General features: G+C 66.9%; 29 protein-coding genes. 12 read left to right on the forward strand and 17 right to left on the reverse strand.

What is annotated here, in order from left to right; translation table 11 throughout:
- Positions 1-2 precede the first annotated feature (2 nt).
- Positions 3-770: a competence/damage-inducible protein A gene (locus BVE01S_RS02130; protein WP_066623611.1), complete on the reverse strand. Its 768-nt coding sequence runs from the start codon at positions 768-770 to the stop codon at positions 3-5.
- A gap of 97 nt (positions 771-867) precedes the next feature.
- Between BVE01S_RS02130 and map the strand changes: the two genes are divergently transcribed.
- The 7 genes from map (at position 868) to BVE01S_RS02165 (ending at position 5,604) form a co-directional block, all read left to right on the forward strand.
- Positions 868-1,686: a type I methionyl aminopeptidase gene (gene map / locus BVE01S_RS02135; protein WP_017504701.1), complete on the forward strand. Its 819-nt coding sequence runs from the start codon at positions 868-870 to the stop codon at positions 1,684-1,686.
- 572 nt (positions 1,687-2,258) lie between these two features.
- Positions 2,259-2,990, forward strand: a complete 732-nt coding sequence (gene radC, locus BVE01S_RS02140; RefSeq protein ID WP_066623614.1) for a RadC family protein — start codon at positions 2,259-2,261, stop codon at positions 2,988-2,990.
- A complete protein-coding gene (locus BVE01S_RS02145; RefSeq protein WP_066623617.1) occupies positions 2,987-3,511 on the forward strand; it encodes a GNAT family N-acetyltransferase in 525 nt (174 codons plus the stop codon). The genes radC and BVE01S_RS02145 overlap by 4 nt, the downstream gene beginning before the upstream one ends.
- Positions 3,512-3,568: 57 nt before the next feature.
- Positions 3,569-3,811 carry a BolA/IbaG family iron-sulfur metabolism protein gene (locus tag BVE01S_RS02150; RefSeq protein WP_017504698.1) on the forward strand — a complete coding sequence of 81 codons (243 nt, stop codon included), beginning with the start codon at positions 3,569-3,571 and terminating at the stop codon, positions 3,809-3,811.
- Between the two features lie 5 nt (positions 3,812-3,816).
- A complete protein-coding gene (locus BVE01S_RS02155) occupies positions 3,817-4,719 on the forward strand; it encodes an aldo-keto reductase family protein (RefSeq protein ID WP_066623621.1) in 903 nt (300 codons plus the stop codon).
- A gap of 91 nt (positions 4,720-4,810) precedes the next feature.
- Entirely contained in the window at positions 4,811-5,164 is a 354-nt protein-coding gene (gene grxD, locus BVE01S_RS02160; RefSeq protein WP_017504696.1) for a Grx4 family monothiol glutaredoxin, read from the forward strand.
- Complete coding sequence (locus BVE01S_RS02165) at positions 5,164-5,604, forward strand: acyl-CoA thioesterase (RefSeq protein WP_017504695.1); 441 nt, start codon at positions 5,164-5,166, stop codon at positions 5,602-5,604. Before grxD ends, BVE01S_RS02165 begins: the two co-directional genes overlap by 1 nt.
- Here the strand turns inward: BVE01S_RS02165 and BVE01S_RS02170 are convergent.
- Positions 5,588-5,998, reverse strand: coding sequence for a hypothetical protein (locus BVE01S_RS02170; RefSeq protein WP_066623623.1), 411 nt, complete (start codon positions 5,996-5,998; stop codon positions 5,588-5,590). The two genes, BVE01S_RS02165 and BVE01S_RS02170, sit on opposite strands and share 17 nt — an antisense overlap.
- Before the next feature lie 282 nt (positions 5,999-6,280).
- Here BVE01S_RS02170 and BVE01S_RS02175 point away from each other — a divergent pair, with 282 nt between their 5' ends.
- Positions 6,281-7,393: an NADH:flavin oxidoreductase/NADH oxidase gene (locus tag BVE01S_RS02175; protein WP_066623625.1), complete on the forward strand. Its 1,113-nt coding sequence runs from the start codon at positions 6,281-6,283 to the stop codon at positions 7,391-7,393.
- Here the strand turns inward: BVE01S_RS02175 and BVE01S_RS02180 are convergent, their stop codons facing one another.
- The 3 genes from BVE01S_RS02180 to rpsD form a co-directional block, all read right to left on the reverse strand.
- Positions 7,394-9,745: a bifunctional diguanylate cyclase/phosphodiesterase gene (locus BVE01S_RS02180; protein WP_066623629.1), complete on the reverse strand. Its 2,352-nt coding sequence runs from the start codon at positions 9,743-9,745 to the stop codon at positions 7,394-7,396.
- A 95-nt stretch (positions 9,746-9,840) separates the two neighbouring features.
- Entirely contained in the window at positions 9,841-10,206 is a 366-nt protein-coding gene (locus tag BVE01S_RS02185) for a hypothetical protein (protein WP_066624103.1), read from the reverse strand.
- A 189-nt stretch (positions 10,207-10,395) separates the two neighbouring features.
- Positions 10,396-11,013 (reverse strand): 30S ribosomal protein S4, encoded by a 618-nt coding sequence (gene rpsD, locus BVE01S_RS02190; RefSeq protein ID WP_055806141.1) that lies wholly within the window; start codon positions 11,011-11,013, stop codon positions 10,396-10,398.
- 250 nt (positions 11,014-11,263) lie between these two features.
- Here rpsD and BVE01S_RS02195 point away from each other — a divergent pair, with 250 nt between their 5' ends.
- Positions 11,264-11,485, forward strand: coding sequence for a hypothetical protein (locus BVE01S_RS02195; RefSeq protein ID WP_066623632.1), 222 nt, complete (start codon positions 11,264-11,266; stop codon positions 11,483-11,485).
- An 11-nt stretch (positions 11,486-11,496) separates the two neighbouring features.
- On the opposite strand, the gene BVE01S_RS02200 is transcribed toward BVE01S_RS02195, so the two are convergent.
- From BVE01S_RS02200 to BVE01S_RS02230, 7 genes are all read right to left on the reverse strand, one after another.
- Complete coding sequence (locus BVE01S_RS02200; RefSeq protein ID WP_066623635.1) at positions 11,497-12,435, reverse strand: MBL fold metallo-hydrolase; 939 nt, start codon at positions 12,433-12,435, stop codon at positions 11,497-11,499.
- A gap of 94 nt (positions 12,436-12,529) precedes the next feature.
- The gene (locus BVE01S_RS02205; RefSeq protein WP_017504687.1) at positions 12,530-13,141 is read right to left on the reverse strand and encodes a superoxide dismutase; all 612 of its coding nucleotides are present in this window, start codon (positions 13,139-13,141) and stop codon (positions 12,530-12,532) included.
- Between the two features lie 107 nt (positions 13,142-13,248).
- Complete coding sequence (locus BVE01S_RS02210) at positions 13,249-13,473, reverse strand: hypothetical protein (RefSeq protein ID WP_039244260.1); 225 nt, start codon at positions 13,471-13,473, stop codon at positions 13,249-13,251.
- Positions 13,474-13,488: 15 nt separating this feature from the next.
- Positions 13,489-14,433, reverse strand: a complete 945-nt coding sequence (locus BVE01S_RS02215; RefSeq protein WP_240612129.1) for a DUF4350 domain-containing protein — start codon at positions 14,431-14,433, stop codon at positions 13,489-13,491.
- A 22-nt stretch (positions 14,434-14,455) separates the two neighbouring features.
- Positions 14,456-15,289: an S-formylglutathione hydrolase gene (fghA, locus tag BVE01S_RS02220; RefSeq protein WP_066623641.1), complete on the reverse strand. Its 834-nt coding sequence runs from the start codon at positions 15,287-15,289 to the stop codon at positions 14,456-14,458.
- A complete protein-coding gene (locus BVE01S_RS02225) occupies positions 15,290-15,676 on the reverse strand; it encodes a VOC family protein (protein ID WP_066623645.1) in 387 nt (128 codons plus the stop codon).
- Between the two features lie 61 nt (positions 15,677-15,737).
- Positions 15,738-16,844 (reverse strand): S-(hydroxymethyl)glutathione dehydrogenase/class III alcohol dehydrogenase, encoded by a 1,107-nt coding sequence (locus BVE01S_RS02230; protein WP_066623650.1) that lies wholly within the window; start codon positions 16,842-16,844, stop codon positions 15,738-15,740.
- A 63-nt stretch (positions 16,845-16,907) separates the two neighbouring features.
- Here BVE01S_RS02230 and BVE01S_RS02235 point away from each other — a divergent pair, with 63 nt between their 5' ends.
- A complete protein-coding gene (locus tag BVE01S_RS02235) occupies positions 16,908-17,618 on the forward strand; it encodes an NAD-dependent deacylase (RefSeq protein WP_066623652.1) in 711 nt (236 codons plus the stop codon).
- Between the two features lie 62 nt (positions 17,619-17,680).
- Here BVE01S_RS02235 and BVE01S_RS02240 read toward each other — a convergent pair whose 3' ends face one another.
- Complete coding sequence (locus BVE01S_RS02240) at positions 17,681-18,232, reverse strand: OmpA family protein (protein WP_066623656.1); 552 nt, start codon at positions 18,230-18,232, stop codon at positions 17,681-17,683.
- Positions 18,233-18,607: 375 nt separating this feature from the next.
- On the opposite strand from BVE01S_RS02240, the gene BVE01S_RS02245 reads away from it, so the two are divergent.
- The gene (locus BVE01S_RS02245) at positions 18,608-19,441 is read left to right on the forward strand and encodes a hypothetical protein (RefSeq protein ID WP_084375244.1); all 834 of its coding nucleotides are present in this window, start codon (positions 18,608-18,610) and stop codon (positions 19,439-19,441) included.
- 209 nt (positions 19,442-19,650) lie between these two features.
- On the opposite strand, the gene BVE01S_RS02250 is transcribed toward BVE01S_RS02245, so the two are convergent.
- From BVE01S_RS02250 to BVE01S_RS02260, 4 genes are read right to left on the reverse strand one after another with little or no spacing between them, the layout of a single operon-like run.
- Positions 19,651-19,974: a YnfA family protein gene (locus BVE01S_RS02250; RefSeq protein ID WP_066623661.1), complete on the reverse strand. Its 324-nt coding sequence runs from the start codon at positions 19,972-19,974 to the stop codon at positions 19,651-19,653.
- Entirely contained in the window at positions 19,971-20,762 is a 792-nt protein-coding gene (locus BVE01S_RS02255; RefSeq protein WP_066624109.1) for an RNA methyltransferase, read from the reverse strand. The genes BVE01S_RS02250 and BVE01S_RS02255 overlap by 4 nt, the downstream gene beginning before the upstream one ends.
- Entirely contained in the window at positions 20,762-20,938 is a 177-nt protein-coding gene (locus tag BVE01S_RS16975) for a hypothetical protein (protein ID WP_169802107.1), read from the reverse strand. Before BVE01S_RS16975 ends, BVE01S_RS02255 begins: the two co-directional genes overlap by 1 nt.
- Before the next feature lie 55 nt (positions 20,939-20,993).
- Entirely contained in the window at positions 20,994-22,013 is a 1,020-nt protein-coding gene (locus BVE01S_RS02260) for a phospholipase C/P1 nuclease family protein (protein ID WP_066623663.1), read from the reverse strand.
- A 215-nt stretch (positions 22,014-22,228) separates the two neighbouring features.
- On the opposite strand from BVE01S_RS02260, the gene BVE01S_RS02265 reads away from it, so the two are divergent.
- The gene (locus tag BVE01S_RS02265) at positions 22,229-22,849 is read left to right on the forward strand and encodes a DUF4168 domain-containing protein (protein ID WP_066623666.1); all 621 of its coding nucleotides are present in this window, start codon (positions 22,229-22,231) and stop codon (positions 22,847-22,849) included.

Here is a 22,849-nt window from a genome sequence, read left to right on the forward strand (position 1 = left end):
GGTTACGCAGCGGCAACATCGATGCCCAGATTACGCAGTTCTGCGATCAAATCATGCGCCGCCGCCGCAACCTGATCGGCATCGCGGCCACGAATGACCAGCTGGGTCCCGATTTCGCCGACGCTGCCATGGCCGAATGGATAGCTGCCGAAGGACAGGTCGCGGCGCTGATTGGCGGCCGCTCGCAACACATCGGCCACCGCCCCCTCGCCGACGCCGCTGACCTTCAAGGTCTGGGCATGAACGATCGCGCCGGTACGCAGGCGCGGGGCCACGTCTTCCAGCATGGCCTGCATGATCTTGGGCACGCCGGCCATGACGAAGACATTGCCGATCTGGAAGCCGGGCGCATCGGTGACCGGATTGGCGATCAGAACGCCGCCTTCGGGGATGCGCGCCATGCGACGGCGCGCGGCGTTGAAATCGTCGCCATAGCGGCGAGACAGGATGGCCAACGCGTCGGGATGTTCAGGCAGGGCCACGCCGAAGGCGGCCGCCACGGCGTCGGCGGTGATGTCGTCATGGGTCGGACCGATGCCGCCGGTGGTGAAGACATAGTCCCAGCGTGAGCGGAGGGCGTCCAACGCCTCGACGATCCGGCCGTGATCGTCGCTGACGACCCGCGCCTCCATCAGGTCGATCCCCAACGCCGCCAGAAACCGGGCGATGGTGTTGGTGTTGGTGTCCTGGGTCCGGCCCGAGAGGATTTCGTCGCCGATGACCAAGACGGCGGCGGTCGGGCCAGAGCGGTCGGTGTCAGCGTCGGTCATGCGGGAATCCGGGGGCAGGCTTGAGGTTTCATGCTATAACGCCCATCTGCGGCGAACGGATTGCGCCGTATCCCGCCTTTTGCAGACCGATCGCCCCATGTACGAAACGCCCGAACTCGAAACCGACGTCCTGGTCCGCTCCAGCGCCATTCGCATCCATGAGGCGGAAGACTTCGAGGGCATGCGCAAGGCCGGCCGTCTGGTCGCCGAGGCGCTGGACATGATCGCAGCGCATGTGAAGCCGGGCGTCCTGACCAGCACGATCGACGATCTGGTGCGCGAGTTCACCCTGGACAACGGCGGCCTGCCCGCCTGCCTGGGCTACAAGGGCTACGAGAAGACCGTCTGCACCTCGATCAACCACGTCGTTTGCCACGGCATTCCCGGCGACCGGGTGCTGAAGGACGGCGACATCGTCAACATCGACCACACCGTGATCGTGGACGGCTGGCACGGCGATTCCAGCCGCATGTATGCGGTGGGCGAGATCAATGCGCGGGCCAAGAAGCTGATCGACGTGACCTATCAGTCGCTGGATCTGGGCCTGGAGCAGGTCAAGCCGGGCAATACGTTCGGCGACATCGGCTATGCGATCCAGAAGTTCGTCGAGGCTCAGCGCATGAGCGTGGTGCGCGACTTCTGCGGCCACGGCATCGGCCGCGTCTTCCACGACAGCCCCAACGTCCTGCACTACGGCCGTCGCGGCGAGGGCGCGGTGCTGAAGCCCGGCATGTTCTTCACCGTCGAACCGATGGTGAACCTGGGCAAGCCGCACGTGAAGGTGCTGTCCGACGGCTGGACCGCCGTGACGCGCGACAAGTCCCTGTCGGCCCAGTGCGAGCACACCATCGGGGTGACGGAAGACGGACTGGAAATCTTCACGGCGTCGCCGGCGGGGCTGTTCCGGCCGAACTGACGGACGGCGGCGAGCTTTAGAGACAGGGACTTTCTCGATCGAGAGCGCGACGCTAGGTTGCTGAAACGCAACCTGATGGATTCGCCGATGAGGAATGCCTGCGCCATGATTGGCCTAGCGGTGCTGCTGCTGGGCTGCGCCGCTGATCACGGGCCTTCGAAGCCAAGCGCCATCGGGATGATGGCGGATAGTGACGCTGAAGTTGGGCGGTGCGTCCCTCTGGACACCAAGGTCACGTTCAGCTGCTGGTCTTCAGGGACATCATCTCCGATGACGCACTGCGTCGCCTACTCGGAAGACAAGCCTCATTGCGGATTGAAACAGAGAGCCGGCGCGTATCTAAATCGAGGTGCGCCAGGCATCATGCGAGACGACGACACCAGTGGAGGATGGCTTCTGGTGCCGATCTTCGCAGACGCCGAAGGCCGGATCGGCCTGGCGGCTACCAAAACTGACGGCACTCGCTTCTTGCACCACCACGACCAATCTCCGCCGCCGAATGGGGCTGTCGCCTCCCCAAACTGGCCTCGTTGGCCACCAGGGTTGGAGTTTGGTCCGGAGCAGTTGCGCCGATGACGCACGCTGTAAGCGGTGCGCCAACACAGAAGCCGCGCCACAGCGGTCATCGCGACCGTCTGCGCGAGCGGGCGGCGAAGGGGGGGCTGGGCGCCCTGCCCGACTATGAGTTGCTGGAGCTGCTGCTGTTCCGCAGCGTGCCCTATAAGGACACCAAGCCGCTGGCCAAGGATCTGCTGGCGCGGTTCGGAGGCTTGGAGGGGATCGGGGCAGCCAGCCATGAGGCGATCGAGGATCAGGTGGCGCGGTCGATGGGCTACGCCGTCGGCAAGGCGACGCGGGCGGTGGCGCTGGACCTTCAGCTGATCTTCGACGTGACGCGGCGGATCGCAAAGGAGCCGACGGCGAAACGGCCGGTGATCTCGTCGTGGACGGCGCTGCTGGCCTATGTCCGCGTCGCCTTGCAGCACGAGCCGCGCGAGCAGTTCCGGGTGTTGTATCTGGACAAGAAGAACCAGCTGATCCTGGACGAGGTGCAGAACCGCGGCACGGTCGATCATGCGCCGGTCTATCCGCGCGAGGTCGTGCGGCGCGCGCTGGAACTGTCGGCCAGCGCCCTGATCCTGGTGCACAACCATCCGTCGGGCGACCCGACCCCCAGCCGCGCCGACATCGAAATCACGAAACAGGTTGTGCAGGCCGGCCGCGCCCTTAACGTCGAGGTTCACGACCATCTGGTCGTCGGCCGCGACGGGGTGGCCAGCTTCAAGCAACTGGGCCTGATGTGACCGACAGAATTCTGACGACCGAGCGACTGGTGATCAGCCCCGTCTCGACCGACGATTTCGACGACCTGCTGACCCTTTGGTCCGATGAGGATTTCACGCGCCACATCATGGGCCGGGCGCTGGGGCGCGAGGAGGTCTGGTTCCGGCTGCTGCGCGATCTCGGCCATTGGGCGGCGATGGGCCATGGCAACTGGACGATCCGGCTGCGGGACGGCGGCGCCTATCTGGGCAGCGTCGGGGTGTTCGACTATCGCCGCGAGATGGAGCCGCCGTTCGACGCGCCGGAGCTGGGCTGGGGCGTGGCGCCGGGATTTCAGGGGCGGGGCTATGCGGCCGAGGCCCTGACGGCGGCCCTGGCCTGGACCGACCGGAGGCTGGAGGGGCGAACCGTCTGCATGATCTCGCCCGAGAACCTGGCCTCGCTGAAGCTGGCGGCGCGGGTGGGTTATCGCCCCTATGCGACGACGACTTACAAAGACCAGCCGGTCCAGTTGTTCGAACGACCCCGCCGCGCGCCGTAGGTCGGCATTAAGGATTATCGGGCAAAACTGGCGTCCAACGAAGTGTGAGTGCCCGCCATGCCCATGTCCGTGGAAACGCTGCGCCAGCATCTGGTCGAAGCCTTCGCCGACGCCGAGATCGAGATCGAGGATCTGGCGGGCGACGGCGACCACTATCGCGCGCGGATCGTGTCGAGCGCCTTCGCCGGCCTGCCGCGCGTGCGTCAGCACCAGATGGTCTATGCTGCGCTGAAGGGCCAGATGGGCGGCGAACTGCACGCCCTGGCGCTCGAGACCTCCGCGCCGGCCAAGGAGGTCTGAAGCCCATGCGCTATCGCCCCTTCGGCGTCTCCGGCGCCGCCATCTCCAACCTGACGCTGAGTTTCGGCGCCGACGTGCTGAAACGCGGGCGCGAGGCCGGGCTGGACCTGCTGTATTCGGCGCTGGAGGCCGGGGTGAACAGCTATCGGCTGGAGACCGCCGACCCGGTGGCGGCCGAGGTGCTGGGCGAGGCCCTGTCGCATGTGGATCGCAAGCTCGTCTATGTCAGCCTGACGCTGGGCGCCGGCGACGGTCGCGACCAGCAGCGCGACTTCTCGGCCCAGGGGATGACGGCGGCCATCGACCGGGCGCTGCACTTCTCGGGCCTGGGGTGGATCGACGTGGCGGTGCTGCACGAGCCGGGCGAGACCGAACTGGCGCAATCGTCGCTCAGCGCGCTGAAGGCCATGCGCGCCACCGGACGGATCAAGCTCCTGGGCATCGCCGGCGGCGGCGACGTGATGGATGCCTATGTATCGACAGGGGCGTTCGACGCCCTGCTGACGCCATTCGACATCAACGCCGACTGGAAGATCCGCAATCGCATCCGCTCGGCGCGCGAGCAGGACATGGCGGTCTTCGCCTATGATTTCTATGCCGACCGGCGCGCGCGAGCGCCGGATGCGCCGATCTTCAAAAAAGGGCTGTTCGGCTTCGGCAAGGACAAGCGCCCCGTCGATACGCCCAAGAAGGACGCCTTCGGCTTCCTTTATCGCACCCAGAACTGGACGGCCGAAGCGATCTGCCTGTCCTACGTGCTGACCGACCCGTCGGTATCCAGCGTGATCGTCAATCCGACCGACACCGATCGGTTGGCGACATTGGCCGCCGCGCCCGAGCGGGACATGCCGCCGGGCCTGGCCGCGCAGATCGAGATGGCGCGCGTCGTGGCCAATCAGGCGGCCTGACCAGCCCCAGCGGCTGTGCAGAACGTCGCGGACGCCTTGACCGCGCCCGTTCGGCTCCCTAGCTGACGGGCTTCACGAAAGGCCCTTATCCGTGACCGACACCGCCCAAGCCGCCGATCCCGTCCACGCCTTCATCGGCGAAACCGTCGCCCAGAACGACGTGGTTCTGTTCATGAAGGGCACGCCGGACCAGCCGCGCTGCGGCTTCTCGTCCCTGGCGGTGCAGATTCTGGACCATGTCGGCGCCGGCTTCGTTGGCGTGGACGTGCTGCAGGACGAAGCCCTGCGCGAAGGCATCAAGAGCTTCACCGACTGGCCCACGATCCCGCAGCTCTATGTGAAGGGCGAGTTCGTGGGCGGATCGGACATCATCCGCGAGATGTTCCAGGCCGGCGAACTTCAGGCCCTGATGGTCGAGAAGGGCGTGCCGCTCGGCGAGGCCTGATGGCCAGAAAGACCCTCACGCCGCGCGAGGACCGCGAGGTCTTCGTCGTGCCGCTGGACGTGCGGCCCGAGCACATCGACGCCAACGGCCACGTCAACAACGTCGTCTATGTCGGCTGGCTGCAGGATGCGGGCACGGCCCACTGGAATGCGCGCTTCGACGAGGCGACGCGGGCGAAATGGTCGTGGGTCGCGACCCGGCATGAGATCGACTATCTGCGCGGCATCGAGCCGGGCGCAGAGGGCGTGGTCGCCCGCACCTGGGTCGGCGATCCGCAGGGACCGCGCTTCACCCGCTATGTCCGCATCGAGGACGCCCAGGGCCGCGTCTGCGCCCAGGGCGTCACCGAATGGGTGCTGGTGGACGCTGCGACCCTGAGACCGCAGCGCATTCCGCCAGACATGCTGGTCGTGTTCGAGACGCCTACTTCAGCGCATTGAGGATGCGTGCCGGCGTGCCGGGCTCCAAGCCCAGGTCGGCATAGGTCCAGCGCAGCTCGACGCCGTCCGAGACCAGGGCTTTGCAAAGGTCCTGTTTGGTGCGGCGAAGCGTGATCTCGGCCGGCGAGCCGTCCGACACCGACACTTCGAAATCCGACGCCTGGGTGCAGCCGTTCGAATCGACGCGCGCGACCAGGGCGCCGTCGGCGAACCGGGCTTCGCGGATGGCCTCGGCCGGCGGGGCGTCGTCGCGGCGCAGGTTCACCGAGACGTTTTCGCCCGCGTCGCTGTCATAGATGACGCAGGCCGACAGCAGCGGCGCGACCAGGGCCGCGACCGCCAGACCCTTGATCATCTGGCCCTTGATCATCGGGCACTTGACCAGACGGCGCATCACTGGCCCGAGGCCGGCGCGGTGATGACGCGCGTGGTCGGCTTTTCGGTCGAGACGATGATGCAGCCCGACAGCAGCGGGGCGGCGATGGCGATGGCGAGAGCAAGACGAAGCATTGGTGTGTTCCCCAGTTGAAGCTTGACCCTTTTGTGCCGCGCAGGCCGGGCGCGCACACGTGAATAATCGGAAAGCTGGGTGAACAATCGGAAAGGATCGGGGTTGAACGTGACCGCAACCGCCATAGCTACAGTCCCCCCTCTCCTGCCCCACGGATCGTCCTTCATGAGCCAGCTGTTCTCGCCCCGCGCCGTCGGCCCCCTGACGCTGAAGAACCGCGTCGCCATCGCGCCGATGTGCCAGTATTCGGCCATCGACGGCGTGCCCCAGCCCTGGCACGTGCAGCATCTGGGCCGACTGGCGATCTCCGGCGCGGGACTGGTCATCGTCGAGGCGACGGGGGTCGAGGCGGCGGGACGGATCACGCCGGACGACACCGGCCTGTGGAACGACGCCCAGGAAGAGGCCTTCGCCCGGATCATCCGCGACATCCGCACCTACAGCGACACCCCGATCGGCATCCAGTTGGCCCACGCCGGACGCAAGGCCTCGACCAGCGCGCCGTGGAAGGGCGGCGGCGCCTTGAAGGCTGAAGACGGCGCGTGGGAAACCTTCAGCGCCTCGGCCGAACCGTTCAAGGATGACTGGCACACGCCGACCGCCATGACCCCGGCCGACATGGATCGCGTCGTCGCCGCCTTCGAGGACGCGGCGCGGCGGGCAGACCGCGCAGGGTTCGATCTGGTCGAACTGCACGCCGCCCACGGCTATTTGCTGACCCAGTTCCTGTCGCCGGTGTCCAACCACCGCACCGACGATTTCGGCGGATCGTACGAGAACCGGGCGCGCTTCCCGCTGCGGGTCGCCCAGGCCCTGCGCGACGCCTGGCCCCGGACCAAGGTGCTTGGCGTACGCTTCAACGGCTCGGACTGGGTCGAGGGCGGGATCGCCCTGGACGAGGTGACGGCCCTTGGTCAGGCGCTGCACGACATGGGCTACGACTATCTGCACTTGACGTCGGGCGGGAACGTCGCGCAGGCGAAGATTCCGGGCGGCGAGCCGGGCTATCAACTGCGGTTCGCCCAGGCCGTGAAGGCGGCGACGCCGCAGGCCAATGTGATGGCCGTCGGCATGATCTTCGATCCTGAGCAGGCCGAGGACATCGTGGCGTCCGGTCAGGCGGACTTCATCGCCATCGCACGCGCGGCGCTGGACGATCCGCACTGGGCGCACCATGCGGCCGTCGCCCTGGGTGAGGATGAAGGCCTGCCGGTGCAGTATCGCGGCGCCGCCAAGGGCGTTTGGCCCGCCTATGATCGCGCCAACACTCCCGCCTGATCAGGCGGCCTCTTCCATCGAAGGATCGACGGCCCACAAGACACGTGCGGCCGCCTGGACTTCCGCCTCGGCCGTCTTCTGGGGGCGGCCGAGCAGATAGCCCTGGACCTCGTCGCAGCCCTGGTCGCGCAGGAAGGCCAGCTGCTCCAGCGTCTCGACGCCTTCGGCCAGGACGGGGATATGCAGGCTCTCGCCCAGGGCCAGGACGGCGCGAATGATGGCGGCCGACTGAGGTCCGCCGTCCAGTTCGGACATGAAGGAGCGATCCAGCTTGATCTTGTCGAACGGGAAGGCGCGCAGGGTCGACAGCGACGAATAGCCGGTGCCGAAGTCGTCCATGGCGATGGAGACGCCCAGCAGCTTCAGCTGGCGCAGGACGTGGGTCGTGCGTTCCATGTCGGTGATCATGGCTGTCTCGGTGATCTCCAGCTCCAGCCGCGACGGCGACAGGCCGGTCTCCACCAAGACCTGATGCACCAGGCGCGGGAGGTCGACGTGGCCTAGCTGCACCGGCGACAGGTTGACGGCGATCTTGTGTGGTTCGGTCCAGCTGGCGGCCTCGGCGCAGGCGGTGCGCAGCACCCATTCGCCGATCGGCAGGATCAGACCGTTCTCTTCGGCCAGAGGAATGAAGTCGGCCGGCGAGATGAAGGTCCCGTCCGGCTGGATCCAGCGCAGCAGCACCTCGTAACCCGTGATGTCGCCGGTATCGACGGCGGCCTGCAGCTGCCAGTTCAGGCTGAACTGGCCCTGATCCAGAGCCTCGCGCATCTGCTGGGCCATGCGACGGCGATTGCGCACCGCCTCGTCCATCTCCTCCTCGTAGAAGCAGACGTCGGTCCCCAGCGAGGCCTTGGCGCGGTACATGGCCAGGTCTGCGTCATTGATCAGGGCCGACGGGTCGTGGGCGTCGTCGGGCCAGATCGCGATGCCGGTGCTGAGGCCGCAGGCGACCTCGGCATGGTCCAGCACGACCGGGGCGGTGACCGCGTCGCGCAGGCGCGCGACCAGATCCAGGGCGTCGTCCTTTTGCCGGATCGGCACGACGGCGACGAACTCGTCCCCGCCCAGGCGCGCGATGAACTCGTCGTGGCGCAGGCAGGCGCGCATCCGTTCGGCGATCTGGATCAGAAGCTGGTCGCCGGCGGCATGGCCGTGAACGTCGTTGACCTCCTTGAACCGGTCCAGATCCATGGCCAAAAGGGCCACCTTGTTCGGAACGGTCAGGTCGGCGGTCTGGCGCGTCAGCCATTCCAGGAAGGACGAGCGGTTGGGCAGGCCGGTCAGGCCGTCGTTACGCGCCAGATGGGCGATGCGACGCTCCTGCGCCTGACGCATGCGCAGATCGCGCACGGCGTAGATCATGACGTGATCCATACCGCAGTCGCGGCGCACGGCGATCTCGACGGGGATGTCCGCCCCGCCTTCGGCGACCAGTTTGGACTGGCTCAGGCCGTTGACCGCCAGATCGGCGACGCCGGCGATCCAGCGCGACAGCGGTTCGCCGATCAGGGCGTGGTGGGGGACGCCCGCCAGATCCGCGAAGGCGGCGTTGGCGGCCAGGATGACGCCGTCCTGTTCGACCACCATGCCATCGACGCTGCCCTCGATCAGGTGATCCAGGCGCGCCTTGGCCTGAAGCCGGGACTGGACGTCCAGGGCGTGGCTGGCGACGCCGGTGCCCAGCATCATCAATCCAACGGCGGAGACGGCGAAGGCCAGGACCAGATTAGTCGATCCGACAGCGCCCATATCGACCAGCGCCCCGACCGGCACGATCGTCATGGCGGCCATGCCGGTGAAGTGCAGGGCCACGATGCCCAGGACCATCAGCACGACCGGGACGACCTTGCCGGACTGCCGGGCGCGATTAAACGCCAGGGCGCCCAGGACGACCGCCCCCGCCACGGAGGCGGCGACATAGGCGGCCGACCAGTGGATGACGGCGTCGGTCGCAAAAGCCGCCATGCCGGTATAGTGCATCGCCACCACGGTCAGGCCGAACAGCACGCCGCCGATCTCGGCCGAGGCGGGCATCCGGCGCGAGGCCACCCACAGCGCCAGCGCGCTGCCGGCGATGGCGACGCCCAGGGACAGGCCGGTCAGAACCGGGCCGTAGCTGATGGTGACGCCGGGCTCATAGGCGATCATCGCCACGAAATGGGTGCACCAGATCGTCGCCCCGGTCGCTACCGCGCCCATGAAGGCCCAGGCCAGACGCGTGCCCTTTTCGGCGGCGCGCAGGCGGCGATACAAGCGGAAGGTGATGATCGAACCGATCAGGCACAGGCCGGCGGCCAACGCGACGAGCCAGAGATTATGGTCGTCGGTCAGGCAGGTGAAGAAGCGCATGAGGCTACAGACCTTGGGGGGACGGTCTGTCGTCGTAGCGGACGTTGCTTAATCAGACGCGCTCGAACAGGCTTAACGAAACGCTACAGCCGTTTTCAGGAGCGGGGCATCTGATAGGGGTTGTTGACGCTGACGGGCGAGCCGGGCGTCAGGCCCAGCTCCTCGAACGACCACTTCAGCTCGACGCCCTGGACCAGGTCCTGCTTGCACTTGTCCTCGTCGATGCGGCGCAGGGTGATGACGGCGCTGCCGCCCTGCAGGCTGACGATCGGGATCAGGTCTTCCTTGGCCGTGCAGCCGTTCGAACTGACCCAGAAGACGGCCTGGTCCTTGGTGAAGGCGGCGGCGTGGATCGGCTCCAGCGCGCCGGGCATGCCCGCGGTGGAGACAATCGGCTCGCCGCGGCTGGCGCAGGCGGCCAGGCCCGCCGATGCGGCGGCGATCAAAGCCAAGCGTTTCATGATGGAGTCGCGCAACTGACGACCTCCCCTGCCTCAAAGCCTGAACCGGCCGAGAATGCGCCTGTTCGCCCTTGGAGGGAACAGGATAAAAAACGAAAGGCCCCGGACGAATCCGAGGCCCTCCAAACTCAAATCCAGAAGCGGCTCAAGTAGGCCGAAGGCCGATAGCCGCTCTGAAGAAAACTCCGCTTACGAAGCGTAGTATTCGACGACCAGGTTCGGTTCCATCTTCACGGCATACGGCACGTCCGACAGTTCCGGCACGCGGACGTAGCGAACCGAGAACGAGCGGTCCGACAGTTCCAGGTAATCCGGCACGTCGCGTTCCGACGACTGCTGGGCTTCAAGCACCAGAGCCATGTTGCGCGACTTTTCCTTCACGGTGACGACGTCTTCCGGCTTCACGCGGTAGGAGGCGATGTCGACCTTCTTGCCGTTGACCAGGACGTGGCCGTGGCTGACGAACTGGCGAGCGGCCCAGACGGTCGGGACGAACTTGGCGCGGTAGACGACGGCGTCCAGGCGCGATTCCAGCAGACCGATCAGGTTTTCCGAGGTGTTGCCCTTGCGACGTGCAGCCTCGTCATAGGTCTTGGCGAACTGCTTCTCGGTGATGTTGCCGTAGTAGCCCTTCAGCTTCTGCTTGGCCTTCAGTTGCAGACCGAAGTCCGAAACCTTGGACTTGCGACGCTGGCCGTGCTGGCCGGGACCGTAAGAACGCTTGTTGACCGGCGACTTAGCGCGGCCCCACAGGTTCTCACCCATGGCCCGGTCGATCTTGTACTTGGCGCTGTGGCGCTTGGACATTCTATTCTCTTTTCGACGATACGGCCCGGCATCCCCTGGATTGGGAATGCGATCTCAACGGCGGTCCACGCATCTTCCGTCATTCATCCCGGCCCCGCCGAAGCGGACCCGTGGAAGGCGGCGCTTATGGCCAGCGGGGGCGGCGGAGTCAAGCACGGCGGGCCGTTAAGCACGATGGAATGGAACGATCCCGTCGCCCCACCCTTCCCTTGACGCAACCGAACCACGCATGAGGACAAGGAGGAGTGGAATGCAGACCGAACCCAACAGCTTTCAGACCGGCCTGTCCGACAAGGCCATGCAGACGCTGAAGACGCAGCTGGTCGACCTGGTCGAGCCTTTGAGCGATCACCAACCGCTCGATCTCGCCGACGGTATCCATGAGATGCTGCGCCAGCGCCGTATGGTTCGCCAGCACCATGCCGAGCGTATGAACGCGCGCACCCGGCACGGCGTGGATCTTCGCATCTAGTCCTTCGCGGCCTAATCCTTTGCAGACTGGGCTTCGGAGATGAACATCGCCCGACCTTCGCGGGTCGCGACCTTGCCCAGGCCCGGGAACGGGAAGTGATAGGCGTAGATGTGGGCGCCGGAGTTGCGCAGCGCCGTCACCTCGTCCAGCCGCGCCTTCAGACCTGCCGCCTGATCGTCGTCATAGCCGACCTTCCAGTCCGGATGTTCGACTGACAGGATCCAGTGGTGCATCAGGTCGCCGGTGTAGAGCAGTTGGTTCTGGCCGTCGGCGATCAGATAGGCGACGTGGCCCGGCGTATGGCCGGCCGTGTCCTGGGATTGGACGCCCGGCGCGACCTCGCCGCCCGGCTCGAAGGCCTGGACCTTGGGCGTGATGATCCGCACCAGATCGGCCAGTTCGGGATTAGCGCGGACGGACGCCCATTCCGCCTGCGACATCCGGATCGCTGCATTGGGGAAGGCCAGGCCGCCGTTGCGGATCAGGCCGCCGACATGGTCCGGGTGGCCGTGCGAGATCAGCACGTCGGTGATCGAGGCCGGATCGACGCCCGCCTCTTGCAGGCTGTCCATCAACTGGCCCTTGCCCTCGCCCAGGCCCGTGTCGAACAGCATCGTGCGGCCGCCGTTCCTGACCAGAAGCGGATGGATTTCCAGCATGATCGGATCGGCCGGCTGTCCGGCGGCAGTCAGGGGCGCGGCGACCGCCTGCGGCGTCAGGCCGACGCCGAAGGTCTGATTGTCGTTCTTGACCGGGTTCTCGCCGTCGAACAGGGCGATGGCGTCCAGCGCGCCGATCTTGAAGCGATAGACCGGCTTCTCGGCTGGCGCGGCGACGGTCTGGGTGGGATTGGGCGGCGCGGGATCGCCGGGCTTCTGCGCGTTTGCGTTGGGGTTACAGGCCGCCAACATCAGGGCCGCGAAAGCAGCCCCCGTCATCATCATCCGCATCGCTTTGATCTCCGTTTGCGATGACGCAATCGAAAACGCCCGCCGGAGGTTCCGGCGGGCGTCGTCATCTCTCGGTCTCTGGTCTGAGCCGGCCTTATTTGGCGGCGGCGTAGAGTTCGTTGACCTTGTTCCAGTTCACCACCGTCCAGAACGACTTCAGATAGTCAGCGCGGCGGTTCTGGTATTTCAGATAATAGGCGTGCTCCCAGACGTCGGCGCCCAGGATGACCTCGCCGCGCTCGTCCACGACGTCCATCAGCGGATTGTCCTGGTTCGGGGTCGAGGTGATCTTCAGCTTGCCGTTCTGTACGATCAGCCAGGCCCAGCCCGAACCGAACTGCGCGGCGCCGGCGGCGTTGAAGTCTTCCTTGAACTTATCCATGCCGCCCAGATCGGCGTCGATGGCGGCCTTCAGCTCGGCCGAGGGCTCACCCGCCTGATCGGCCGGGGCCAGCAATTCCCAGAACAGGCTGTGGTTCCAGTGACCGCCGCCGTTGTTGCGCACGGCCTTGGGCGCGGTGGAGATGCTGGTGAAGATTTCCTCCAGCGACTTGCCCTTCAGGTTTTCGTCGGCGTCGACGGCCTTGTTCAGGTTGTCGACATAGGTCTGGTGGTGCTTGTCGTGGTGGAAGGTCATCGTCTCCTTGTCGATGGCCGGCTCCAGCGCGTCATAGGCGTAGGGCAGCGGGGGCAGGGTGAAGGCCATGGGAGGTTCCTCTCGCGACAAGTTTCCGATGCGCCTCATCTAGGCGCCCGTTCATGAAACCCAAGCGACAGCGCCTGGATTTGTTCCGACTTATCGACCCGTAACGGTCAAGCTGGCAAGTTCGCCTTCAGGCAATCGCGAACGGCGCGCTTCACATCGCCCGGCGCATTGGGTTCATCCACGCCCTCGGCCGCGAAGACGGCGCGTACGGCGGCGTCCAGCCCCTTCGGCAGGGCCTCGATCACCCGCTTCTGCCCCTTGGCGTGCAGGCAATAGCCTACCTCGCGGCACAGGGCGGAAAACATGGGTTCGTAGGGATCAGAAGCGCTCATGTCGGCCCTGTAGCATCAGGGGAGCAGACGCGACAGCCAATGCATCAGGTTCAGAACGAACTGCTGATCGTCATGACCGGTCGTATTCAGCCCCATGCGAACGGGCTCGCGATCCGACTGGTCGGGAAAAGGCACGACCTGGGCCGTGAGCATCCCCGCCTCTCCCAGCACGACGACCCGCCCCGCGCCAAAGCGCAAAGCCAGACCTTGGGCGGGTAAGGCGGGCCGCGACAGCTCGGCAAGGACGACGGCTGGATCCTGGCCGGCCCGAAGCCGCGTTCGGATCGTTTGCAAGGCTCCGAGATCGGGAGCCTCTCGCGCGTCTGCGCTCATCGCAAGCAACACCGTTGTGTCGGCCGGCCCCGACAGCGACTGCCCGGTAAAGCTCTTGACGACCGTCAAGCGCTCGCTTTGGTCACGCCCCTCGACGATCGGATGATCCGCAAGCGCCGGGCGCGGAAAGACCAGATTAGCCGTAACGTCGTCGCCCGCGGGCTGGAAGGCGTAACCCGTGCCCATCGTCACCCCGAACTTGGCAGCCAGGGCTTCGGCGGCGGAACCATGGGGCGCGTGATCGGCGGCCAGAAGCAACGCACCGCCCTGCTCCACCCATCGGCGGATCGCCTCTATCTCGTCGTCGTCGAAAGCCGAGGCGCGCGAGCCGTCCGCCGGTCGCGCCGGATTGGCGATGACCAACACCACCACGCCATCAAGCGCGCCGGGCGCATCGAGACGCCCCCGACTGGCTTCGATCCGATATCCATCGGCCCGCAACAGCGCGGCGAAGGCGGCATAACGACCTTCGATGGTCTGCTCGCTGCCGTGGCCCTGATCGACAAGCACAACAGGCCCATCCGCCGCATAGGCCGGCGAGGCTACCTTTGGCCGCCAATCCAGATCGCCGACCTGCTCTTGCGCCAAGGCTGGGCCTGCCAGCAGCAGGACTGCGACAGCGATCAAACCCCGGCGTCCCATCTGGCGCTTAGACCTTCAAGCGTTCGGCATGGAAGGCGATGTGGTCGGCGATGAAGCTGGCCATGAAGAAGTAGGAGTGATCATAGCCGGGCTGCATACGGATCGTGACCTTCTGGCCTGCTACGTCGGCGGCGGCTTGGAGCAGCTCGGGCTTCAGCTGCTCGGCCAGGAAGCTGTCGGCGTCGCCTTGGTCGATCAGGATGTCGTCATAGACGCCGCGCGCCGCGCCGGCGGCGATCAGCTTGGCGGCGTCGTGGCGGTCCCACGTCGCCCGGTCGTCGCCCAGATAGGCGGTGAAGGCCTTTTCGCCCCAGGCGCACCGGGTGGGCGAGCAGATCGGCGCGAAGGCGGAGACCGAACGGAACAGGCCGGGGTGGTTCAGCGCCAGGGTCAGGGCGCCGTGGCCGCCCATCGAATGGCCGCTGATCGAGCGGACGCCCGTGGTCGCAAACTCGGCGTCGATCAGGGCGATCAGTTCTTCGGTGACATAGGTCTCCATGCGGAAATGCGGCGCCCAGGGCGCCTGCGTCGCATCCAGATAGAAGCCCGCGCCCTGACCCAGATCATAGGCCGGATCGTCGGCGACGCCCTCTCCGCGCGGGCTGGTGTCGGGCGCCACGATGATGACGCCGTGTTCGGCGGCGGCCTGGTAGGCCCCCGCCTTGGTGGTGAAATTATCCTCGGTGCAGGTCAGGCCCGACAGCCAGATCAGCACCGGGAAAGGCCCCTCGCCCGCCGGCGTGAAGACCGACAGCGTCATCGGCGTGCCGGTCGCTGGGCTGTCGTGCTTCAGATAGCGCAGGGTTCCGCCGTGGACGGCGTGGGTCTTGATGGTTTCCACTCAGTCGGCCTTTCGGTGCATGGCGCAGATCTTGTTGCCGGAGGGATCGCGCAGATAGGCCAGGATCATGGGGCCGAAGGGGCCCTTGCGTTCGCCGGGCGGGTCCTCGATGGCGCGACCGCCCGCGGCGACGCCGGCGTCATGGAAGGCCTGGACCATCTCGGACGTCTTGGCGTGAAAACCGATGGTTCCGCCGTTGGCATGGCAGGCCGGCTCGCCGTCGATCGGCGCGCCGATCGCAAAGGCGCCCATGCGGGTGCGCCACCAGTAGCGGCCCTTGGGATCCGGCCCCTGGCCCGGCTCGACGCCAAGGGCGCCGAGCGCGGCGTCATAGAACCGGCGTGACGCCTCGATGTCGTTCGCGCCGACGGTGACGTGGGTGAACATGGTCAGACCTCCCTCTTTCAGTCCGTTTTCTTAAACAACGAACCCGGCGACGCGCAAGGCGTCAGAACACCACGACCGAGCGGATGCTCTTGCCCTCGTGCATCAGGTCAAAGGCCTTGTTGATGTCGTCCAGGGCGAAGGTGTGGGTGATCATCGGGTCGATCTCGATCTTGCCGTCCATGTACCAGTCGACGATCCTGGGCGTGTCGGTGCGGCCGCGCGCGCCGCCGAAGGCCGAACCGCGCCAGACGCGGCCGGTCACCAACTGGAACGGACGGGTGGCGATCTCCTTGCCGGATTCGGCGACGCCGATGACGACGCTCTCGCCCCAGCCGCGGTGGCAGGCCTCAAGCGCCTGGCGCATGACGACGGTGTTGCCGGTGCAGTCGAAGGTGTAGTCCGCGCCGCCGTCGGTCAGCTGGACCAGATGGGCCACGACGTCGGACACCTCCTTCGGATTGACGAAATGGGTCATGCCGAAGCGACGGCCCCATTCTTCCTTGTCGCCGTTGATGTCTACGCCGACGATCATGTCGGCCCCGACCATCTTCAGCCCCTGGATGACGTTCAGGCCGATGCCGCCCAAGCCGAAGACGACGCAGTTGGCGCCGGGCTCGACCTTGGCCGTGTTGACCACGGCGCCGACGCCGGTGGTCACGCCGCAGCCGACGTAGCAGGCCTTGTCGAACGGCGCGTCCTTGCGGATCTTGGCCACCGCGATCTCGGGCAGGACGGTGAAGTTCGAGAAGGTCGAGCAGCCCATATAGTGGGCGATGGCCTGACCCTTGTAGCTGAAGCGGCTGGTGCCGTCGGGCATGACGCCCTTGCCCTGAGTGCCTCGAATGGCTGTGCACAGGTTGGTCTTGCGCGACAGGCACGACTTACACTGGCGGCATTCCGGCGTGTACAGCGGGATGACGTGATCGCCGACCGCGACCGAGGTCACGCCCGGCCCCACCTCGACCACCACGCCCGCGCCCTCGTGGCCCAGGATCGAGGGGAAGACGCCCTCGGAGTCCAGCCCGTCCAGCGTATAGGCGTCGGTGTGGCAGATGCCGGTGGCCTTGATCTCGATCAGCACCTCGCCGGCGCGCGGTCCCTCCAGATCGACCTCGACAATCTCCAACGGACGTTTGGCCTCGAAGGCGACGGCGGCGCGGGTTTTCATGGCGGGGGCTCCTGAACGATTCCCTTCTCTTCTAGGGCAGGCGCAGGATGGTATGAAGCCGTCATGTCACACACAAACCTCGTCGTCCTGACCGGAGCCGGCATATCGGCCGAGAGCGGCGTGCCGACGTTTCGGGCGTCGGACGGGCTGTGGTGCGGGCATCGGGTGGAGGATGTGGCGACGCCGGAAGGGTATGCGGCCGATCCGGCGCTGGTGCAGGACTTCTACAACCAGCGGCGGCGGCAGTTAGCCGAGGGCCAGCCTAATGCGGCGCACCAGGCGCTGGCGGCGTTGGCGGCGCGGTGGCGGGGCGACTTTCTGCTGGTGACGCAGAACGTCGATGATCTGCACGATCGGGCGCATGAAGAGACGCCGCCGGCCGCCGGTTTCGAGCTGATCCATATGCACGGCGAACTGCTGAAAGGCCGCTGCACCCGGTCGGGCGTGGTGATGGACTGGGCCGGGGACATGGCGGCGGATGAAGCCTCGCCGCATCACCCCGAGGGCGTCATGCGGCCGCACATCGTCTGGTTCGGGGAGATGCCGCTTCAGATGGAGCGGATCGAGCGGGCCCTGGCGCGGTGCGACCTGTTCGTGTCCATCGGCACGTCGGGCGCGGTCTATCCGGCGGCAGGGTTCGTGCAGGCGGCGCGATATGGCGGGGCGCGGACGGTCGAGATCAACCTGGAGCCGACGTCGGGGGCGCGCCTGTTCGACGAAGGCGTTTACGGGCGGGCGACGCAGGCCGTGCCGGCCTTCTTCGACACGCTGTAGAGACGAAAACGGCGGCCGCTGCGAAAGGCGGCCGCCGTTCCGGCGTTCAAGGTCGAGGCGGCTTAGGCCAGGACCACGATGGTCACGCGGCGGTTCTGCGAACGGCCCTCGGGCGTGTCGTTCGAGGCCACCGGCTGTTCCTGGCCGTAGGAGATGGTGGCCATGCGGTTCAAGGCGACGCCCTGGCGGTTCAGGAAGCGACGCACGGCCTCGGCGCGTTGCTCGCCCAGCTGGTCGTTATGCTCGGGCGTGCCGGTCGAGTCGGTGTAGCCCTGGATTTCCAGATAGACGTTCTTGTTCTCGCCCTGCAGACGCTGGGCGAACTGGGCCAGGCGCTGCTCGGCCTCGGGCGACAGGGCCGCCGCGTCGGTGGGGAATTTCACGGAATCGTCCGACAGCACGACCTGATAGAGAAACTTGCCCTCGGCCAGTTTGTGCGCGTCGTTGGCGCGTTGCAGGGCCTGGCCTGCGGTGCCTTCGACGGTGATCACGCGGTTGTCGACGACTTCGACCTGATCACGCACGAAACGATGGCTGGCGCAGCCGCTGGCCGCAAAGCCGAGGGCGATGAGGGCGCCGCCGACGACCGCCGTCCTGAGTTTCGATCTGCTCAAGTTCTGTTTCCTTCTTGCCGGGAGCGCCACACCCAGTTCATGCGCAAGATGAAAATGGCGTATGAGACAAGGCGGAGTAATGACGCGCTTTGGGCGGCATCATGTCAGCTTGACTATAAGCAGATCGAATATTCGCGTTATTCTTGCATGAGCACGGAACCATCGGCTCAGTGAAGACGTTGCGCCGCCGACGGCCGATGCCGGAGGGCGGATACGCTCATCTATCACCGCTCTGCGCCCTCGCGCGGTTGTATTCACGACGACGCCACTTTCCTGACGCGACCGAATGTTTTCAACAGAGCCTGGCGGTTTTTACAGGCGTTTTGTCCCGATGACCATGCGGCGGCGTGTTCAACTCCCATCACGGATCGGCGATTGAGCACGGCGCGCACACGGCGCTGGGCGCTGGCGGCGACGCCGATCCTGGCCGCGCATCTGGGGCTGGCGCTGCTGATGCACGGCCAGGCGGAGCCGATCGTCGAGGCGCCGCAGACGCCGCCGATGATGGTCGAACTGGTCGAGCCGCCCCCGCCGCCGCCGCCGCCCGCGCGCGTGATCGCGCCCGATCCCTCGCCAAAGCCCGACGCGCCGGCCGCCGCCGCCCAGGCGGCCGCGCCGGCGAAGCCCGCGCCCCAGCGGCGACCGCCAGCCGTGGCGGCGGCGCGACCGCGACTGGTGGTGAGCAAACGCCCGCTGGACGTCGAACCCCTGCCGGCCGCGCCCGCGCCGCCGGGTCCGCCCCTGCCCCTGCTGGGCGCGGCCCAGATCGCCGGCGCCATGACGGTCGGCGCAGGTTCGGGCGGCGGCGGCGGAACGGGCGTCGGCGGATCGGGCGGTTCGGGAGGGACCGGCGCGGGTTCAGGCTCGGGCGGCGGGTCGTGCGACATGGTGCGCTGGGTCCAGGACGCGGTGCGCGACGACCAGGCGGTGCGCCGCGCCGTCATCGCCGCGTCTCAGGATATGGACGCGAACGGCCGCGCCATTCTGGTCTGGAACGGCGACTGGCTGCAAAGCCGCAACCAGGCGGGCAAGGGTCTGGCGGGCGTGCGCCAGGCGATCGCCCTGGAAGTCGCCTTCGCCCCGGCCGAGTGCAAGAGCCAGCGCATGACAGGCCTGGCGGTTCTGAAGCTGGAAGACCGCCCGGGCGGCGCGCAACTGGCCCTGGGCAAGGGCAGCTGGCGCTGGTCGGACCTGCTGGGCGCGGGCTGACGCGCCGACGCCCATTCAGACGGTCGCAGCGGAAAAACACCGTCTAATTCGTCTAATTCGTCTGATCTCGTGCCTCCTCGACCGTGCGACACCCCCGCTGCGGGCGAACCGAGACACGATCGCACGGCCTGAGGGCGCGGGCAGGAAGATGACGCTGACGCGAGGCAAGGTGTTGAAATGTCTGCGATCGTGTCTCGCAGATCGGCTGGCTAGGCCCTCGGGCCAAACAGAATGAGCCCGGCGCCGACCAGGCAGACAAGGCCGCCCAGGATGTCCCAGCGATCCGGCGGGGTCTTCTCGACCAGCGCCATCCAGATCAGGGAGGCGCAGATATAGACACCGCCGTAGGCCGCGAAGGCGCGGCCCGCCGCGTCGCTGGGGACCAGGGTCAGGAGCCAGGCGAAGGCGATCAGGCAGGCGACACCGGGCGCCAGCCACAGGGGTGAACGATCCAGCTTCAGCCAAGCCCAGAAGGCGAAACAGCCGCCGATCTCCGCCAGGGCCGCCAGCGGATAGATCAGCAGAGTTTTCACTCCGGCTTACCAACGTCGGCCTTGGCCGCGCGTTCGGCCGCCAGCTTGGCCAGGACCCGGCCGCGGCCGCGCGAAAGGGCGTGGATGGCGCCGCGCATGGTGGCGACCTCTTGCTCCGAGAAGGCGGCGCGGCCCAGCATGACGCGCAGGTTCTGGCTCATCGAGCGCTTCTTCTCGGGCGGATAGAAGAAGCCGCCGTTTTCCAGCTCTTCCTCCAGGTGCTCATACATGCCGATCAGCAGGTCGTTCGACGCCGGCGGTTCGCTGTCGCGGAAGCGCGGCGGCGGGGCGTCCAAGATCAGGGTGCGCCATTCATAGGCGTTGATCGCCACGGCCTGGGCCAGGTTCAGCGAGTGGTGCTTCGGGTCGATCGGAATGGTGACGATGCCAGCGCACAGGGCGATGTCGGTCGTCTCCAGCCCGGCGCGCTCGCCGCCGAACAAGAGGCCCGTCTTCAGGCCGGAGGCGGTGTCGTCATAGAGGACGCGGCTGGCCTCGCGCGGCGTGCGCACGGGCTGGCGCGTCTCGCGCGGGCGGGCCGTCGTGGCGAAGACGGTGTTCAGGTCGGCGATGGCCTCGGCGACGGTCGAGAACACCCGTACTCCGTCCAAGACCCAGTCGGCGCCCGAGGCCGTGGCCCAGGCCCGCTCCTGGGGCCAGCCGTCGCGGGGGCTGACCAGGCGCAGGTCCGACAGGCCGAAGTTGGCCATCACCCGCGCCACGGCGCCGATGTTCTCGGCCATCTGCGACTTGTCGAGGATGACGGCGGGGGGCGCGAGGTCTTCAATCACAGCTTGGACGGTCCCTTGCCGGTGACGGCCGCGACCGCATCGAGCCAATCCCCCATCATCGCCGGGTCGGCCGAGACGCCATCTGGCGACAAAGGCAATCCCCCGAGCAATCCGGCGAGATCATCTGATCGGCGTCCGCCTCGGTCCCAATACGTCTCAAGAAAATGCGCCATGCACAGATAGCTTCTCGTATCGAGAGTTCCGGCGCGCTCAGGGTGTCGATCACCATCAGTCCTCGCCCACCATGGCGATCCAGGGGTCGGCGGTTCCAGCCTCGACCTCGGCGACCTTGACGGCGGGCCAGCCGATGGAGGCGCTGCCGGATGCGCTCCAGGCGGAGACGATGAAGTCGCGCAGTTCGCCGGCGCCCGCCGCCAGACGTTCGTTGACGAAGGCCGCGCCGCGCGGGTCGCTGTCGCGGAAACCTCCGGCCTTCTCCAGACGATAGAAGGGGATCACCGTGCCGAGCGTCGTGGTCAGATAGGAGACGGTGCGCGCCTTGACGTCGAAGCCGTCTAGTTTGGCGGCCGGCATGGCGGCCTCGACGGCGTCCAGACGGGCGACGCGGTTGGTGAACTCGCCCTCGAACACGGCGTGGGTCTGGCGCGAGTTGGTGAAGCCTTCCGGGTTCGGGAAGTCGCCCCAGCCGTTGTAGTGAATGCTGGTGTGATGCGGCTGAGAGCCGTCGCCGACATAGTGGCCCATCACGCCGATGTCGCGCAGGATCAGGGCCTCGCGGCGGAGGCGGTCGGCGCGATACCAGGCCTGACGCTCCATATTGGTCTCACGCTTCTCGGCGGCGTTCAGCACGCGCCAATAGGCGAAGTCGCGGCCCAGCTGCTGCCAGGCGTCCATCATGGCGTAGGGCAGATATCCGGCGTCGTTGACGTCCAGACCGGCCTTGGTCAGGGCGGCGTCATATTCGGACTTCAGGCGCGGCAGGTCGTTGAGGCTCATCCCGCGCTGGTCGTAGACGCGCCCCTGGTCGTCCAGATCGACGAAGTGGGCGGTGTCGCGCTCGCGATCGTGCGGCTGGCCGGCGCCCTTCCAGCGGTCGGGCTCGCGCGCCAGTTCGCCCACGTCGGCGATGGCGGCGGGGGTGCGAAGGAAGGCCGGCAGTTCGTCCGGCAGGGCCCGCATCGCCGCCACGCCGATCAGGCGGTGGCCGGTGTTGCCCCAGGCGGTGACGGTGACCGCCGGCGCGGCGACCGCAACGAGGGCCAGGGCGGCGATGGCGAGACGTTTCATGGACAAACCTCAACAAGGATCACGCCCGTCTAACGCATCCTTGATCGCGCCTCCAGCGTCCAAGGGGTGGCGTGAGGCGCATCGGCGCCTAGGTTATGAAGGCTCCCCCTTCGTCTGTTTCCAGGCTCCACGCCCCTGGGGAGCGATGACGTGATTGCGTCATCGCCGTCGTCGGACGGCCCTTCAAGTGGACGCCAGACCGAAAGGACATTCCCATGCGCACGCCCCGCATCGCCCTTGTTTCTTCCGTCGCCCTTCTTGCGACCGCCGCGACCGCTCACGCCCAAAACGCATCAACGGCGGCGCAGACGCCGACGGCCGCGCCGATCGCCGGCTCGACCACCTTCACCGATGACGAGCTGAAAAAGTTTGACGACGCCATGGCCAAGGTGAGAGCCGTCAGCGACACGCTGAACGGCGCTCAGCCGACGCAGGAACAGCAGGCGCAGATGGCCGCCGCAGTGCAGGATTCGGGGCTGGAAGTGACGCGCTTCAACACCCTGTCCAACGCCGTCGCCGCCGATCCGGCCTTGGCCGCGCGCATTCGGGTGGTGAACGCCACGCCGCCAGCGCCCGGCACCCCGGCCGCCGCCGTGACGGATGACGAACTGAACCGCTTCGTCACCGCCATGACGCAGATCCGCGCCGTCACAGCCGAGGTGCAGAACAACCAGGCGACGCCCGAGCAGAGCGCCAAACTGACGGCGGCGGTCCAGGCGTCCGGCCTGACGACCGAGCGTTTCAACGCCATCTCGCAGCTGGTGTCCGCGACGCCCTATCTTCAGGCCAAGGCGCAACTGGCCGGCGCGCGTCTGGAGAAGGGCGTCAGCCAGTAG

Origin of the sequence: Brevundimonas vesicularis NBRC 12165 (assembly GCF_001592205.1) — a bacterium.
Taxonomy (GTDB): domain Bacteria; phylum Pseudomonadota; class Alphaproteobacteria; order Caulobacterales; family Caulobacteraceae; genus Brevundimonas; species Brevundimonas vesicularis.